This window comes from Myxococcus sp. MxC21-1 (genome assembly GCF_032612255.1).
GTDB lineage: Bacteria > Myxococcota > Myxococcia > Myxococcales > Myxococcaceae > Myxococcus > Myxococcus virescens.
Genome location: NZ_CP123278.1, coordinates 7721228 through 7737056, shown reverse-complemented (window position 1 = coordinate 7737056; position 15829 = coordinate 7721228). Strand labels below are relative to the sequence as shown.

Below are 15829 nucleotides of genomic sequence, written 5' to 3'. Positions count from 1 at the left end.
GACGATGGAGAAGAAGACCCAAGAAGGAGCCCCGGAGGGGGCGGAGAAGGGCAAGCGCCGTCGGCGGTACTCAGCGGCGGAGAAGCTGCGCCTGGTGACCGAGAGTGAGGCGCCTGGCAGCAGCGTGTCCCTGGTGGCACGGAAGTACGGCATCAGCCCCAGCCAGTTGTTCCGCTGGCGGCATCTGAAGGAGGCGGGCGGCGTATCCGGGCTGCAGGCCGGGGAGGCCGTGGTGCCCGAGTCCGAGGTGCAGGCGCTCAAGGCGCAGGTGCGTGAGCTCCAGCGGCTTTTGGGCAAGAAGACGCAGGAGGCGGAAGTGCTCCGGGACGCGGTGGAGTTGGCCCGCGAAAAAAAACTACTGTCGCCCGCGGCCTTGTCCAAGCTGGGAGGCATTCTGTGAGCGCGGTGGCCCGGGCCCTCGGCGTGGCCCGCTCCACCCTGCACCGGCCCCTGGGCCCTCGGGAGCCCCGCAACCCAGACGCCCATGTTGACGCCGAGGTGCTGGAGGGACTCAAGGCCGTCGCTCAGGAGCGCGCCACGTACGGCTACCGCAGAGCCTGTGCCCTCCTCAACCGGCAGCGCCGGGCGGCGGGGAAATCGCCCGTCAACCACAAGCGGGCCTACCGCCTCATGCGCGACGCCCAGCTCCTCCTGCAGAGGCACACGGGGAAGCCGACACGCACCCATGAGGGCACCATCATCACGTTGAAGTCCAACCTGCGTTGGTGCAGCGATGGCTTCGAAATCCGCTGTTGGAACGGCGAGCGCGTCCAGGTGGCATTCAGCCTCGACTGCTGCGACCGGGAGCTCATCGCGTACCGTGCGTCCGCCGAGCACCCCACCGGCCTCACCATCCAGGATTTGATGGCCGAGACGGTGGAGGCCCGCTTCGGCCCGGGCACCTCGAGGGTGCCACACCCGGTGGAGTGGCTGTCGGACAACGGGCCCGTCTACACGGCCACGGACACCCGCGATTTCGGCCGGAGCCTCGGCCTGCTGGTATGCACCACGCCCGCCTACTCCCCGGAAAGCAACGGCATGGCCGAGGCTTTCGTGAAGACGTTCAAGCGTGACTACGTGTACGTCAATGAGTTGCCCTCGGCTCCCCACGTCCTCGCCCAGCTGCCCGCCTGGTTCGACGACTACAACCGCTGCCACCCTCATCGAGGATTGAAGATGATGTCACCCCGCGAGTTCCGTACTGCTAATTCCCAAGCCTGAGCTGTCCGATTTGACGGGGGCAACTCCACTCTTGGCTCGTCGTCTCGGCTGAGTGGGTAGAGATGATGCGCAGGCTGGTGCAGGCGGGTGTCCTCTCCCTCCCAGCCGTGAGCGCGGCGGTTCGCATCCATGGTGGGCAGGTGATGATGGTCCAAGCGCACCAGGACTTGCCCAAAGGCGTGCGTGAAGCGCTGGGGGACAGCCCCGAAGTGCGAGGTATGCAGGTGACGGGCAGGGCTGGGGCGGGCATGTCCAGCGCACCGAAGCACCACGTTCTGCCGAAAGAGCACCGGGAGTGGTTCGAGCAGCGCGGCTTCAAGGGCGACATGGACATCGACAACTTCTGCGTCCGTTTGGAGCAGGCCCACCACGAGGCGATTCACGGTGGGGGGAACTGGAAGCTGGGGCGCATGTGGCCCGGCGAGTGGAACCGAATGATCATGCGCACGTTGAGCGCGGCCGAGGCCAAGGCAGGTCGGATGTTGAACCGGAACGAGATCCTGGCCATCGTTGCGGACAACATGAAGGAGTACAGAGTCCCGATGAAGTTCGTCACCGGGAGAAGCCGATGAGCGACGGAGAAGCTTGGCGGGGAGATATCAAGGCCCGCCTGTACGAACGGGTGCGCGAGCGTGGGTACGAGTCAATCACCGCCTTCGCAAACGAGCGTCCCACTGCTTCGTTAGTGGCGCTAGCCGAAGAGCTGGGGCGCGAGGATGTTGCAGGGGTGCAGGTTCTAAGTGCCTTGCTCTACGAGGCGGAACAGCGCAGGCAGGTCACACGCTTTGTTCGCGACGTCCTTGTGCGCATGTTGTCCCAGAGTCTTCCTGATGGGTGGCCGGCCGTATTGGACGATGCGAACCGATTCAAGGTCGCCAAGGCTCTAGGCCGTTGGACTGGGTACACCCCAGAAACCCACCAGAAACAAGTTGATCGGGCAGGCGATGCGCTCCTCGCCAATCCGCCTCCCCCTGGCTGGCGTCCGCTCGGACCCGACGACGAGCTTTTGAGGACACTCCTCCCCGATGAAGACGCGTGACCAACAGAGGCGGCTGCGCAATCCGCTGAGGGAGGCGCCGCATACCTGTCAGGCTCACAAGCGCGCCGGCCACACTCCATGGCCTCAACTGTAGAAACAAGAGGGGCCGAGCCATCGCAACTCGGCCCTCTCTACGTGGGTTGAAGACCGTCTCCGCCTGCCCCACGCCATGTTGCATGTACGTCACATGACCCTGCGGAACGCGCTGGAACATGGCGGGACGTCGAGGGCCCTGACGGGAGTCGAATCTGGGGTTTCCAGAGCGGATGCGAGGCGAGGGCGCGACGCTGCTGGGTCTACGCACCGCCTGGCCGCAGATTCCCAACCCGCGGACGCTGGTGGATGCCTCCGGATTCCAAGCGTCTGACGCTGACGTGGACCCTCCGCGTCCGCTTCCAGGGGCATGCGCCCGGGGCGGGAGGCCAGCCACTGGGGCCTCCCGCCGCGTGGCGGCTACGACTGCGCGGACGGCTCCTCCCACGGGAAGTGGGTGGCGCCCATCGCGGGCTTGAGGTCGAACAGCCAGGAGGCCTTCTCGTCGTACTTCGCGAAGAAGGGCCGGCCGACGAGCTCCGGGTCGCGCGCCTGGATGAAGTGGAGGACGAAGACCTTCTCGCCGGCAATCTCCGCCACACCGTCCACGCACACCTTGCCGGGCGTGGCGGACATCGACGGGCCGCGCACCGTGCGCGCCAGTCCGGACACGCTCTGGTAGGCGTTGCGGAAGATGTCGTAGGCCTCGGCGAGCGGTACCGCGAAGTAGTCCTGTGGACCCGTATCCCGCTCGACGAACATGTAATACGGCACCATGCCGTGGCGCAGGTGCGTGCGCCACATGCTCTCCCAGGTGCCCGGCGTGTCGTTGATGGTGCGGATGAGCGGCGCCTGGGTGCGGATGACCGCGCCGGTGCTCCGGATGCGGCGCACCGCCTCCTGGACAATCTCGGGGACCATCTCGTTGGGATGAGAGAAATGCGCCATGAAGGCCAGGCTCTTGCCGGAGGCGACCACCTTCTCGAACAGGCGCAGGATGTCGTCCGCGTCCGAATCCGTGACGAAGCGCTGCGGCCAGTAGGCCAGCGCCTTGGTGCCGATGCGGATGGCCTCCAGGTGCTCGATGTCCAGCAGCGGCTCGATATACTTGGCCAGCACGGCCTCGGTCATGATCATCGGGTCGCCACCGGTGAACAGCACGTTGGTGACCTCGGGGTGCGCGCGGATGTAGTTCACCAGCGGCTCGATTTCCCGCGAGGCGAACTTCAGGTCCGCGTCCCCGACGAACTGCGCCCAGCGGAAGCAGTACGTGCAGTAGGCGTGGCACGTCTGACCCTGCTTGGGGAAGATGAGCACCGTCTCCTTGTACTTGTGCTGGAGGCCCGGGACGGGCTCTTCGTTGGCCTGCTTGGGAACGTTGAGCTGCATCTGCCCGGCGGGGTGCGGATTGAGCCGCGCGCGAATCTCGTTGGCGGCCGCGTTCAGCTCCAGGGGGGATGCACCGGAGCTCAGCAGGTCCGCCATGCGAGCCACGTCGTCCGTGGGCAGCATGTCCGCCTGCGGGAAGACGAGCCGGTAGATGGGGTCGGCGGGCGCGGCGGCCCAGTCGATCAGCTCGTCCACGACGTAGCTGTTGGTCCGGAAGGGCAGCACGTGCGCCACCGCTTGCACCGCGAGCCGTTCATCCGCTGAGAGCCCGGCCCGAGTCGTCAGCTCGTCCAGGTGTCGCGTGGTGTAGGCACGGTACCGGCGACCCGTGGACAGAGCCAGTGCTGCGTTTGACATAACGCTCATGTCTCGTTTCTCCTGCGGTAGTCAGGGCGGCCACGAGGTCCACAGCGGCCACCCTGGCTGGTGGCCGGGCGTGAGCGCACACCGTTTGACCACCAACGAGGGAGAGTCCGGTTACCACGCCGAGGGGCGAAGTGTCATCTCTCAGGGGCGAGCGGGCAGGCTGGATTCCACCTTGAGTTGCAATTTCCAGTGACTCTGCGTCCGAAGTGGCATGACGCAAGGTGTCGAAGGCCGGGGATTCTGCTGTCTCCAGGCTCCGGGCCGGGGAGTCCCTGCCGCCGCAGCGGGCCGGAAGATACCTGACATACCCCTGTCATGCGGGCTGCCTAAGTCATGGGCGTCGTTTCACTCGTTCGAGGAGATTCCGTCATGTCGAAGGACAGCAAGCTGAAGCAGTACACCGGAGGATGTCTTTGCGGAGCGGTGCGTTTCGAGGCCGAGATGGATCTGTCGGAGCCCGTGAGCCGCTGCAATTGCAGCATCTGCACCAAGGTCGGCGGCACGCAGGCCTACCCGAAGCCGAGCGCCTTCCGCGTCACCGCGGGCGCGGAGCACCTGGGTGAGTTCCGGAAGGGCTCGAGCCCGAACTTCCGCTCGTTCTGCAAGCACTGCGGCATCCATTGCTTCTCCGCCGGGTTCGTCGAGGAGCTCGGTGGAGAGTTCCGGTCCGTCAATATCCAGTGCCTGGACGACGTCGACCCCGGTGAGCTGAAGGTCGTGTACTGGGACGGCCGCCATGACAACTGGGAGGCCGGGACGCGCGACAGGCCCTGGCCCATCCGGAGCTGAGCCCTCGCTCACGTCCCGCGCGGCTTGCGCCGGCGCGCGAGCCGCTCCGCCTGCTCCGGGTTGAGCATCTTCACGTAGGCCAGGAGGCCGTCGAGGCGCGCGCGGTGTGCCTCGCTGTCCTCCGACCGCCCCTCCTGGTGCAGCATTGCCCGGAGCCGCCGCCGCTCCTCGCGTGACAAGCCCAGCGTCGTATTCACGGTGACGCCAGTGACGCGCTGGGCACCGCCCCGGCGTTGCACGCGGGTCTTCTCGCGGTTGACCTCGAAGCCTTCCTCCTGCACGTACCGCGCGGCCAGCGCGCGGACTCGCTCCAGCGCCGTGACGTCGTCGCCGGAGAAGGTGAGGTCATCCGCGTAGCGCGTGTACGTGTAGCCGTACCGACGCGCCAGTCCCGCCAGCCGCCGGTCCAGTCGCAGCAGCACCGCGTTGCACAGGGCGGGGCTCGTGGGGGCGCCCTGCACGCAGACGCGCGGGCCCACTGGAACGTGGAAGAGGGTGCCCTCCAGCTCCACGGGCTGGCGCTCGGACTCCGTCATCAGCACCGCGAGCGTGGCCGCCACGGGATAGCCATAGCCCAGGGCGATGAGCAGCCCTCGCACCCGCGCGAAGGTGACGGAGGGGAAGAAGTCCTTCAGGTCCAGCTTCAGGACCACCCGCCGGCCCACGTGCGGCGCGGCGCCCGTCTTGATGGAGCGGCCGGGCACGAAGCCATGGGCCTGTGGACTCACGGGGAGCTTCGACACCAGGAGCGCCAGCATCCGGCGTTGCAGGGCCTTCAGGCGCCGCTTGGGCGCATGCAGCAGCCGGACGCCGCCGGAGCGCTTGGGCACGGCGAAGGTCACATAGTGCCGCACCCGCTCGCGTGGACGGTGGATGCTGTAGTGGCGGAGCACGCCCACCGAGACGCCCAGGGCCGCTGCCACGTCCTCCTCCGTGCGCCAGACCGGCAGGCCGTAGCGCGCCAGCTGGGCCTCATCGGGCAGCAAGTCCCTCAGGTTCCGGTTCCGCGTGCGCAGCGTGGCGGAGAACAGCCGCCGGGCCTCGGCGGCCTCCATCCACTTCTTCCGGCCCGGGGTGTAGCGGCGGACGCCCTTGGGGAGCAGCCGCGCGTCCCGGTGGATCTGTCGCAGGTGCCCGGGCTTCAGGGGGCCCGACGTGGAGACCGTCTCCGTCACGACGTCCTGGGGACGGCCGTGGGCATCCAGCGGCACGTCCAGCCCGGTGGTGCTTCGCGTCACGGGACGGCTGAACAACCCCTTGAGCCAGGAGAGGGGGGTGTCGAACCAGCTCATGGTGCTCCGGAAGAGGCCAGGGGACGACCTGCGAGGCGTTGGACCCGGGGCTCCCTGCGTTGCGTACGCTGGGACCCTGGCGAAGAGATGGGGACAGAACACCCCCGCGGCGAAACACCGCGGTACTCATGGCTCATCTGCGAGCCTGGCCTCTCCCGAGAGCACCTGCCGTTATCGTCATTCGTCGTCTCCCGGGTCAAGCGTCTCCGTGGGCCGCCGCCGCGCGTCCGCCTCCGCCGCCCGGGCCGCGAGCGCGTCCGCGGAGGCGGGCTCGGAGCTGCGGAGTTCGCGGCGCTGCGCTCGCGCCGGGCGGCTGAGCGCGAGCAGGTGTGCGCAGGGGCCCTGGTTCAGCAGGTGCTCGCTGAAGTACTCGCAGCCGCACCGGCCGAAGAGGAGACGGTCCTCGTCGTTCATCACCAGCTCGACGCCCGACTGTGGGCCCGCGCGGCCATGGACCACCCAGTCCCGGTGAACCACCTCGCGCGTGACGGGCCCCTCCGGCGTGGACAGCGTGCGTACGCTGCGCTTCTCTCGCGGCGCCGCGGAGGTCACCTCCACCTCGCCCGCGGCCTCCAGGCGCTCCGCTTCCTCACGGCGGGCGTCAGGCGGGTACAGACGGCCCAGGTCCACCGGCGTGGCGAACAGCTCGCGGTGGCGCCAGCGCCGCGCCTCCACGTCGAAGATGGCGCGCCCGGCCGTGCATTGCGCCGCCAGGGCGCCCGCGGCCCGCGCCGTGTCCACGCCCAGGGCGGTGGCCACATCCTCGGTCGAGGCATGAAAGCGCTCGCGCAGCACGCCGAGCACACGCTCCGCCAGCGCGCTGTCACGCGTCGGCTCCAGCAGCAGGTCCATGCCCGCGGTGTTCGTCCAATGATTCGCCGTCCACCCGGACAGGCCCAGCAGGAAGCGCACGCCGCCGGGCAGGTGCGCGACGTAGAAGTGCGGCAGCGCGCGGCCCTTCAGGTAGATGTCCACCCGCTCCGCGTAGGGCAGCAGCGGCTCCAGCAGCCGCAGCCGCCGGCGGCCCCAGGCCCGGATGATGCGAGGCGCCGTGTACCCGTGGGCCGCGCCCTTCAATGGCACGGGGTGTTCCCACGGCTCCAGCATCAGCCGCGCGTCCTCGCCCGGGTGGAGTTCGTAGCGCAGCGCGCGCGGTGACACCTTGGCCTTGGTGTGGCTGAGGAAGCGCACCGCGGCGAGCAGGTCCACCGGCCGCGCGGTCAGGCGGGTGCCGGGCATCGCCATGCCGCCCTGGAGTTGGAGCAGGCCTCGCACCCAGGGCTCCGGGACGTCCACCTTCTGCTCGAAGCGACCGCCCGCGCCGGTGGTGCGCACGTCGAGTCCCTCCGGGCCGATGCGCAGGTGTGTCTCCCGGGTGGAGCGCATCTCGGCCAGCGCCGCCCACAGCCAGGCGGTGAAGTCCACGTTGGTGGTGCCGCAGCGCACCTCGCCCTCGGGCTCGAAGAGGCCGCGGTCCACGATGACGAGCCCGTAGGCGCTCTGGTCCTGGGTGAAGGCCTCGAAGAAGACGCGGTCGGGGTGCACGGTGATGAGCGGGTCCAGCAGCCCGCCGCCCCACGTCTCGTTCCACGCGTCCGATTGCCAGATGAGCCCGCCGAGCGCCTGGAGCGCCATCCGGAGAGACAGGACGTCCCGGGCCACGCGCGCGTGGAAACGCACGGGGCGGTGCGCGTCCGCGGACAGGCTGAGCTGCGCGCGCTCCCGGGTGGATTCGAACACGGAGGGCGTGGCGTAGAGGAAGCTGGAGGCCGTCACGCGCCGTCTCCTTTCGCGGGCAGGCCGAAGACGTGGGGGACTTCGGTGGCGTCTCGCAGCTCGGGCCAGCGCGCCAGCATGCGGGCCAGCAGCGCCATCAGCGACTCCTTGGGATAGCGCGAGTCCGGCAGCGCGAAGGCGTCACGCACGCGCGGCACCAGCACGCGGGCGGCCTCCACGCCGTGGGCGGCGGCGTTGGCCAGCGCGTCGAAGGCGGCGTGACGCGTGCGCCGGTGCAGGGGTCTCAGCAGGGTGGCCTGGAGCAGGTCCAGGTTTTGCGCGGCCACCTCGCGGGCCTTCGCGGAGTCGCGGCCGAGCAGCCGGAAGGCCAGCGCCTGGACGTGAATCTGCGGCGCCTCCAGCAGGTCGCGCACGGCGCGGGGCTCGGCCAGGTAGAAGTCATCCGAGCGGAGGAAGAACAGCCGCGCCAGCCGGTTCTTCTCCATCAGCGCGTCGAAGGTCCACATGGAATAGGCGGGCAGGGCGCCCAGCGCGTTGGCGGCGCGGCGGGCGAAGACGCCGCCCTCCTTCGGCAGGGCCTCGTAGTGCGCGGCCATCGCGTTGAGCACCTTCTCCCACTCCTTCGCGCTCCCCGTCGCCGGGAGGTGCATGGCGGCGCGGCTGGCGAGGTAGTCCAGCAGGTCCTCGTCGTGCGCTTCCAGCGCGCGCATCACCAGCTTGGGGTACGCGGCGTGCCAGCTCAAAGCGACGTGCATGCGGAAGGGGCCGCGTACCAGCTCCGGAAAGCGCGCGTACAGGGCGGTGGCGGTGGCGTCCGTCAGCGGCTGCACCCGGGCCAGGCCCAGGCCGGGGAGATTCCATTCGCCGCCCGCGCCCGCCAGTTGGAGCAGCCGGCGCCGAGTCCGGGCCGGGAGTGATGCGTCGTCCTGCACCAGCCGCAGCACCTCCGCGTCATATGTCTCCGCCATGGCCGAGGTGCGCAGGAGCGCGCCCCAGACATCGTCCCAGTCCCGCGCCCGCGCGAGCGCCAGCAGCTCCGGGAAGCCCTTCGCGTCCTTTCGTCCCAGCGCGCCCCAGCGAGGCGCCACCGCTTGCAGGTGGCCGAGGAGGTAGGGCACCACGTCACGTCCGCGCGCCTCCGCCAGCTCCACGAAGAGCCGCGCCGCGCCGGGCATGGGCATCTCCGGGTGGTGCGCCTTCAGCGCGGCGACCAGCTCGGCCGGGGACTGGACGGTGCGTGCGAGCGCCAGGGCATCACGGCACCAGGTGGGCTCATCCACGCATCGCCGGTAGAGCGCGGAGGCCAGGGCCGCGTCCCCCGCGCCTGGGCCCGCTCGCGCAGCGTGTTCCACATGGGCTGGCGCTCGCGGTGCCCTCTCCATGGCAGATGCTCCAGGATGAAGGGCCGGGCGGCCTCCGCGTCCAGCGCGTCCAGGGCCAGGGCGGTGGGCTCGTCCAGCCGGCCCCAGCCGATGTCCATCTTGGCGAGCTCGGTGTGCCGCGCCGCGCGCGTGGGCGCTTTCTGGACACGCCGCACCACCTCGGTCCGCCAGAACTCCGTCTGCCGGGGGCGCGCAGGCCCGCGAGCTTCCAGTCCAGGAGGCGGCGGAACATCTCCACGTCGTCGGCGCGGTCCGCGTCGAAGAGCCAGACCTCCAGCGCGGAGGCATTCTCCCCGAGCCAGGGGTTCCCCCACTTCCCGTCGGCGGTGACGCTGCCGGGCGAGAAGCAGGACAGCATGAGGGGGCGGAAGCGGACGCGGTCCCTGGCGTGAAGGGCGGGCCCCCACAGCCAGGTGAAGGACCGGAAGGCGGGGCGGCGTGCCAGTTCCTCGAGGGCGGCACGGAGTTCTTCGTCAGACTGTGTCCGGGACAGGACGCCACGCAGGGCGGCGTCCATCTCTTTGACCTCTCGGCGGAAGCGCCGCTCCCAGCTTTCGTTCACGCTCCCCGGTTTACACCGGCCGCTCCGGGAGACCCAGCGGCGAAGCGGTCAACCCATGTAGGAAGGCGGGTCGCTGGCGGGAAACGAAGACATGGAGCCTTCGGCGACGATGTCGCGATTGCCCGCCGCGTCGCGTGACTCGCCAGGGAGGATGTTCCACCGTCCGTGCTCGCCCGCGCCGTACCGCGAGGGGTCGCGAAGGCTGGAGGCGCGTGCGTCGATGACCACCGGCATGCGGCTGTGCGCGCGGCACTGCGCCGCGAGCAACGCGGCCTGGACGGCCGCGTCGGCCAGGAAGACGGCGGAGCGCCGCTTCCGGTTCGTGGCGTACGTGGAGACGTCGACCACCAGGAGCGTGAGAGCGCTCCAGATGCCCAGCTTCCTGAGCTCCGGTGTGACGCGGCCATGGCGGTGCGCGGACAGGAGCGTCGCGCCCATCGTGCCGGCGAGTCCGCCCACCGTCATCATCAGCCAGCCTTCGCGGATGGGCCCGGTGAGCCGGGTGACCCGCTTCGACTGGAGCCAGGGCAACAGGCCCTTGAGCAGGTAATACGCGCCCTGGACTTCTGTCGGGTCTCTTCGGAAAAACGAAGCGAGTCGTCTGTTCATCCGCTCTCTGCCTCCCGCGCTCAAGGTGCTTCCTGGCGCGGGGAAGGGCACCTGGACCGGGAGGGCGGGCAGGCGTCACCCTGGAGGACAGGCGGGCGGGCGGCGGCGCTCAGGCAGTTCGGGCCAGGGACGTCAGTCCAACTGGGTGGAGACGATGGGGTCCTGCGCCGCCGTGTTCCATGGCAGCGAGGGCCACCAGCGTTCGAGGGAGGACGGCGCACCGGGTTCGACACGCTCACCCGGCTTCGGGACGATGACGCTCACGCCCGTGGCCTCGCCCGCCGCGAGCACGCGTTCAATGGGCTCCGTCCACCCGTGGAGCGCGAGGGTGAACAGGCCCCAGTGTACCGGCAGCAACACGCGCCCCCGAACCCACTGGTGCGCGGTGACGGCCTGCTCGGGGCCGATGTGCCAGTCGGGCCACGCGCTGTGGTACTGGCCCACCTCAATCATCGTCAGGTCGAAGGGCCCCAGCCGCTCGCCAATGTCCTTCATGGCGGGGAACAGGCCCGTGTCGCCCGAGTAGTACACGCGGTGCTTGGGGCCCAGGAACGCGAAGCCTGCCCACAGCGTCGCGTCCTTGTCGATGCCCGTTCGGCCCGAGGCATGCCGGGCGGGGGTGCAGACGACCTCCAGCGCTCCCACGCGCGCACGCTCCCACCAGTCGAGCTCGATGATGCGCGACTCGGGGATACCCCAGCCCACCAGGTGTGCGCCGACGCCGAGCGGCACGATGAAGGAGGTGTCCCAGTCCTTCATCGCCAACAGCGTGTGATGGTCCAGGTGGTCGTAGTGGTCATGGGAGATGGCGACCGCGTCGACGGCGGGCAGCTCCGTCAGCGCCAGGGGCGGGGCGTACCAGCGGCGCGGTCCTATCCAGCTCAGGGGCGACGCGCGCTCACTCCACACCGGGTCGATGAGAATCCGCTGGCCGTCCAGCTCCACGAGCGATGTCGAGTGCCCGAACCATGTGACGCGAAGGCCGGTGGCGGGTGGCGCGCCGAACGCGCTCCTGTCCAGCGTCACCGAGGGCAGCGCTCCCTGGGCAGGGCTCACGTCGGGGCTGGCGCTGAACATGCTCGCGATGGAGCCCCAGGTGTCGTTGCGCAGGGGCTGCGGGTTGTCGAAGTGCCCGTCCTGCCACTGGGGCGAGCGCTCCATGCGTGCCCGCCGCGCGCCGTCCGCGGCCTGACCCAGCGCCGGCCAGGCCTGGATGGCGACCACCGTCAGCAGCAGGGCCAGCAGCGCCGCCGTTCCCATTGCCGCATACGCCAGCCTTCTGCGCCACGTCATGCCGTCCACCCGCGCTCGTCGTGATGAAGTTCAAGAACAAGGAGGACATCTTCGCGGCCGGGCGCCGCGGGCGACAAACTGCTCCAGGTGTACGAAATCACCCTCCTGGAGCCGTGGGAGATGATGGCCGGGGCGCCCATGGCCTCCGAGTTCTACACCGCCTGCGAGCGGCTGTTGCCGGAGGTGGAGGCGAGACACCGCCGACGCTGGCTCAAGTACACGCAGGCCGTTCTGGAGTCGCGGCCGCTCGCCGAGGTGTTCATGCTGGCCGTCGACGCGCTCCAGTCCGACCTGCCCACGACGCGGGTGTTGCGTCAGCGGCTGGCGTTGCTCGTCGAGCGCTTCACGGGTTGAGGAGGGGCGTCACCCTGCTACCGCTGGCCGGGCGCCCCCGGTCTCTCCCCAGGGGCGTTCCGACGTGGCGCCGTGCCAGCCTTCATGCCGGCGCGGTGCCAGGTTTCTCGCTACGCCCGTGCGGGGGCCAGCGCTGCGCGCTTGCTGTAGGTGTCGCAGAGCTCCAGGTATTCGTCGCTGTCGATGTCGAGCGCCGCCACCCGCATCTTCTTCGTCTTGGGCTTGTCCAGCGTGGTCTTGATTTGAATCATCTTGAGCGTGGGGATGCCCATGTAGGACTGGCTGTAATAGGTATTCTCGGTCATGTCGGCCCATTCAATCAGCAGGCCATCCTCGAAGCGGATGCCGTCCCGACCGATAATCAGCGCGGGCTTGTCCAGGTTGCCCAGCGGCCTGATGCAGCCGTAGAGCATCCAGACCATGCAGAGGTTGACCGCCCCGCAGAGCGCCATCACGCCGGGACTGTTCGCCAGCCGGAAGGTGAGGATGCCACAGAGGCCCGAGGCCACCGTCCAGATGACCACACCGATGATGAGCTTCGTGCGCGAGTAGTAGACCTCGCGCGGCTTCAGCGTCTTCTGCTTGTTCTGCGAGGAACTGTAGATTTCCATGACGTGTGACCTGTGAGGGGAAAGGGAGTCAGGTGGCCAGCCGTTGCGACAGGTAGGCCAGGAGGACGGGCGCGTTGACGATGCGGGCCTCGTCAATCTTGAGCGGCTTGCCCTGGGCGGCGATGATCAGTTCGCGGGTGGAGACGCCGTCGCCGAACTCGTCCTGGAAGCGGATGCTCTCGATGTCGTCCCAGCGCATCAGCCGCTTCTTGTGTGTCAGCCCGGCGCCACTGAGCGTGAGGGGCCCGAACTGCACCGCCTTGCCTGCGTTGACCTGCCGGTGCACGCCGTCAATCAGCGCATCGACGACATGGTCCGTTACGTGGGCGTACAACTCGTCCGCGTCGCTCCACAGGTTCAGCCTCAGCCGGTAGGAGCCCCCGCGGTGGCGCAGGACGAGCCGGTCGTGGTTCTGCACCGTGATGATGGCGCTCACGTTCCGCCAGGCGATGCGCGTGTCACCCGCGCGCAGGCTCTCTTCATCCACCACCAGCTTCGGCGGCGCGGCCAGCCATGCGAACAAGTCGCTGGCCCGCCAGAAGATGAAATAGAGGCCGCAGGGGATGCCCGCCAGCAGGACGATGGGCGCGGCGTTGTAGCGGAGGAGCCCTTTGATGAAGTCCTGCGGGAGCAGGTAAATCTTGCCGAACGAGAGAAACGCTGCCGCCACCACGTAAATCAGGGCGAAGCCAGCGGCGAGCCAGTACAGGACGTGCGTGGGGAATTCCCGGGTGTGCGAGCGCTTCAGTGAAGACTCCGGAGCCGTGTCGAAAAGTGCACGCATCTATAAACAATCGCGTGTGTCTTTTCGATGAGATTCGCCACTGCGCTCAGGGTGAAGCCAGCGTGGCGCATTTTACCGATGTCTCATACGCCGTGTGATGTTTCGGGGTTGCTCAGGTGCGGCGAATTCGAGAAATAATTCGGCGTTCTCAAGTCGTGAGAAGTCATTGGATGAGGTTGCGTGAAACACAGTCTTTCCGTGTCTGTCGTGCCTGATGCATGGCGGAGCGGGGGCATCAGGTGGCACGGCGCCCTCCGCCGCGCGTGGTGTCCAGGCCTGCGTCGATGCGGGCGGTGAGCGTCTGGTCGAAGCGGATGCCGCTGGCCGTGGGGCGTACCCGTCAGGCCGTGCGACTCGTCAAGGCGAACCCGGCCACTCCCACCTCCGTGAACAGGATTGGGGGGACGAGCAGGCAGGTACGGGGACGGGAACGCCGAGGCCCTTGGGGACCTGGACGCCGATGGCTCGGCCCCGCTTCGGTGAAGTCTCCTCCACCACTGGCGAGCAGGATGGGCTTTGGCGCCTGAGCGCGAAGAGGTGGTGCTGGCGCGTGCGGAACGGGTTGGCGCGAGTTTGTGAGCGTATTTTGAAAGTCTTTGTCTGGGATGTGAGAGCGATTGGCTCAAAATGCGCGTCTACAGCCTGCGGCTGGGCACGGACCAGGAGCTGCTGGCGGTGGGCAAGAATGGCCGCCCCCTCTACGCGGGTGGCTTCCGGCCCCGGCCGTCACCCGACGGGAAGCGCGCTGGCCTCGTACTGCTTCGCGAAGTCCTCGCTCGGCGGAATGGGCTTGATGACATCGATGAGCACCCCGTTGGGGTCCGCGGTGATGAAGTGCCGCTGGCCGAAGGCTTCGTCCCTCAGCGGGAGGTGGATGGGAAGGCCGGCCGCCTGCAGGTCCCGGTAGACGGCGTCCGGGTCTTCCACTTCGAAGTTCAGGATGGTCCCCGCCACCGTGCCCCGGGCCACCGCCGGCACCGTTTCGTGCCGGCCGTCGAGGATGGCCAGCGCGACATGCTCTGCATCGTCCGACTGGAGGTGGACGTACCAGTCGCTGGTGAAGCGCGGGCTGAAGCCGAAGTGCGCCGTGTAGAACGCCGCCGTACCTGCGACGTCGTTCGTCATGATGACCGGGTAGTAACTCGTGATTTTCATGGGCTCCGCTCTCCTTCGGGCTTGTCTTTCGCTGAGGTAACATACAGGCTGCATGTATGCAATCGAGGGTGCGAAGAAGCAACGATGAGCGCAGCGCGACGACGCGGCAGGCGCTCGTGAGCGCGAGCCGGGCGCTGTTCGTGGAGAAGGGGTACGCGCAGACGTCGACGCCGGAGGTGGTGGCCGCCGCCGCCGTGACGCGCGGGGCGCTCTACCACCACTTCGAGGACAAGCAGGCGCTGCTGCGGGCGGTGCTCGAGCGGGAATTCGCTGAGCTGCGCAGGGCCATCGACCAGGCGACGCCGCCGGCTCTGGGCGCGCGGGAGGCGCTCATCGCTGGAAGCCTGGCCTACCTCGACGCGATGGCCGTCCCGGGCCGCACGCGCCTGCTCCTCGTGGATGGGCCGGCGGTGTTCGGCCATGCGGAGATGATGGCACTCGACGAGGCCTCCGCCGCGGGCTCGCTGCGAGAAGGGCTCGCCGCCTTGCTGGGAGACGGGCCGCTGGTGCCGGCGCTCGCCAGCCTGCTGTCCGCCGCCTTCGACCGCGCGGCCCTGGCCATCAGCACCGGCGGCGATGCGAAGGCTTACCGCGCGGCGATGCTCGCGCTCATCGAGCGCGTCACCGCTGGCGCCGGTCGTTGAGCGGCAGCGGCTCCAGCGTGTTCGGCTCCGTGTCGTCCGACAGGGCCGAGGCCAGATGGACCAGGTTGGTGCCGATCAGATAGGAGGCCACGATGACGGAGATGCGCAGCACGAGCAGCGTGGGCTCGAAGGGGAGGATGTCGCGTTCCTGGAGCCAGGCGAGCGTCTGCGGCGCGTAGGCGGCGTTGCAGGCCGCCACCACGCCCAGGAGCAGGGACATCTGGATGATGCCGAAGAAGGTGTTGGCCCGGGAGCGGACCAGGCCGGCGAGCCCGCCCAGCCGTTCCATGAGCAGCGGCTTGACGAACTTCATCACCAGGATGCCCTGGAGGATGCCCACGGCCAGCGGAACGAAGATTTCGGCCAGGGCCATGACTGTCTGAGGTTGTTCGCTCGAACTCATGGCCGCGGACGATGCTCCGTCACGCAATGCGAATCAACCCGGCCCGCCGGTTGACGGATGCGGCACGCGGGCGTTTCAGGCGGCACAGCGGGTCCAGGCATTGCGCCTGAACCCGCCGTGTCACTTTCTGGAACGTCAGCCGCCAAGCTCCACGTTCTCCAGCACG

General features: G+C 68.7%; 15 protein-coding genes and 2 pseudogenes. 6 read left to right on the top strand and 11 right to left on the bottom strand.

The features are described 5' to 3' along the window. The first annotated feature begins 4 nt into the window (after positions 1-4). The 3 genes and pseudogenes from QEG98_RS34495 (at position 5) to QEG98_RS34485 (ending at position 2260) form a co-directional block, all read left to right on the top strand. A pseudogene (locus QEG98_RS34495) lies at positions 5-1235 on the top strand (IS3 family transposase). A gap of 15 nt (positions 1236-1250) precedes the next feature. After that, a pseudogene (locus tag QEG98_RS34490) lies at positions 1251-1793 on the top strand (DUF2380 domain-containing protein); the annotation flags it as partial. Beyond that, on the top strand, positions 1790-2260 hold the full coding sequence (locus tag QEG98_RS34485; RefSeq protein ID WP_316564332.1) for an NUDIX hydrolase: 471 nt from the start codon (positions 1790-1792) through the stop codon (positions 2258-2260). The pseudogene QEG98_RS34490 and the gene QEG98_RS34485, both read left to right, overlap by 4 nt. Before the next feature lie 453 nt (positions 2261-2713). Here QEG98_RS34485 and QEG98_RS34480 read toward each other — a convergent pair whose 3' ends face one another. Continuing rightward, positions 2714-4048 (bottom strand): lysine 2,3-aminomutase, encoded by a 1335-nt coding sequence (locus tag QEG98_RS34480; RefSeq protein ID WP_316564331.1) that lies wholly within the window; start codon positions 4046-4048, stop codon positions 2714-2716. 369 nt (positions 4049-4417) lie between these two features. Between QEG98_RS34480 and QEG98_RS34475 the strand changes: the two genes are divergently transcribed. Beyond that, positions 4418-4837, top strand: coding sequence for a GFA family protein (locus QEG98_RS34475; protein WP_011556204.1), 420 nt, complete (start codon positions 4418-4420; stop codon positions 4835-4837). An 8-nt stretch (positions 4838-4845) separates the two neighbouring features. Here the strand turns inward: QEG98_RS34475 and QEG98_RS34470 are convergent, their stop codons facing one another. The 6 genes from QEG98_RS34470 to QEG98_RS34445 all read right to left on the bottom strand — a co-directional run bounded on the left by QEG98_RS34470 (position 4846) and on the right by QEG98_RS34445 (position 11712). After that, positions 4846-6129, bottom strand: a complete 1284-nt coding sequence (locus QEG98_RS34470; RefSeq protein ID WP_316564330.1) for a reverse transcriptase family protein — start codon at positions 6127-6129, stop codon at positions 4846-4848. 177 nt (positions 6130-6306) lie between these two features. Continuing rightward, positions 6307-7905, bottom strand: coding sequence for a hypothetical protein (locus QEG98_RS34465; protein ID WP_316564329.1), 1599 nt, complete (start codon positions 7903-7905; stop codon positions 6307-6309). After that, positions 7902-9146, bottom strand: a complete 1245-nt coding sequence (locus tag QEG98_RS34460) for a hypothetical protein (protein WP_316564328.1) — start codon at positions 9144-9146, stop codon at positions 7902-7904. Before QEG98_RS34460 ends, QEG98_RS34465 begins: the two co-directional genes overlap by 4 nt. Beyond that, positions 9065-9406, bottom strand: coding sequence for a hypothetical protein (locus QEG98_RS34455; protein ID WP_316564327.1), 342 nt, complete (start codon positions 9404-9406; stop codon positions 9065-9067). Before QEG98_RS34455 ends, QEG98_RS34460 begins: the two co-directional genes overlap by 82 nt. A 452-nt stretch (positions 9407-9858) precedes the next feature. After that, the gene (locus QEG98_RS34450; protein WP_316564326.1) at positions 9859-10419 is read right to left on the bottom strand and encodes a hypothetical protein; all 561 of its coding nucleotides are present in this window, start codon (positions 10417-10419) and stop codon (positions 9859-9861) included. 132 nt (positions 10420-10551) lie between these two features. Continuing rightward, positions 10552-11712, bottom strand: coding sequence for an MBL fold metallo-hydrolase (locus QEG98_RS34445; RefSeq protein WP_316564325.1), 1161 nt, complete (start codon positions 11710-11712; stop codon positions 10552-10554). Positions 11713-11799: 87 nt separating this feature from the next. Here QEG98_RS34445 and QEG98_RS34440 point away from each other — a divergent pair, with 87 nt between their 5' ends. Continuing rightward, positions 11800-12066: a hypothetical protein gene (locus QEG98_RS34440; protein ID WP_316564324.1), complete on the top strand. Its 267-nt coding sequence runs from the start codon at positions 11800-11802 to the stop codon at positions 12064-12066. 110 nt (positions 12067-12176) lie between these two features. On the opposite strand, the gene QEG98_RS34435 is transcribed toward QEG98_RS34440, so the two are convergent. From QEG98_RS34435 to QEG98_RS34425, 3 genes are all read right to left on the bottom strand, one after another. Continuing rightward, positions 12177-12677, bottom strand: a complete 501-nt coding sequence (locus QEG98_RS34435) for a hypothetical protein (protein WP_316564323.1) — start codon at positions 12675-12677, stop codon at positions 12177-12179. Between the two features lie 28 nt (positions 12678-12705). Then, the gene (locus QEG98_RS34430) at positions 12706-13461 is read right to left on the bottom strand and encodes a DUF6585 family protein (protein WP_316564322.1); all 756 of its coding nucleotides are present in this window, start codon (positions 13459-13461) and stop codon (positions 12706-12708) included. A gap of 726 nt (positions 13462-14187) precedes the next feature. Beyond that, positions 14188-14616, bottom strand: a complete 429-nt coding sequence (locus QEG98_RS34425; RefSeq protein WP_090493515.1) for a VOC family protein — start codon at positions 14614-14616, stop codon at positions 14188-14190. 68 nt (positions 14617-14684) lie between these two features. On the opposite strand from QEG98_RS34425, the gene QEG98_RS34420 reads away from it, so the two are divergent. After that, positions 14685-15260 (top strand): TetR/AcrR family transcriptional regulator, encoded by a 576-nt coding sequence (locus tag QEG98_RS34420; RefSeq protein ID WP_244172135.1) that lies wholly within the window; start codon positions 14685-14687, stop codon positions 15258-15260. Here the strand turns inward: QEG98_RS34420 and QEG98_RS34415 are convergent. Next, positions 15238-15633, bottom strand: a complete 396-nt coding sequence (locus QEG98_RS34415; protein WP_316564321.1) for a hypothetical protein — start codon at positions 15631-15633, stop codon at positions 15238-15240. The genes QEG98_RS34420 and QEG98_RS34415 overlap by 23 nt on opposite strands. Positions 15634-15829: the final 196 nt, after the last annotated feature.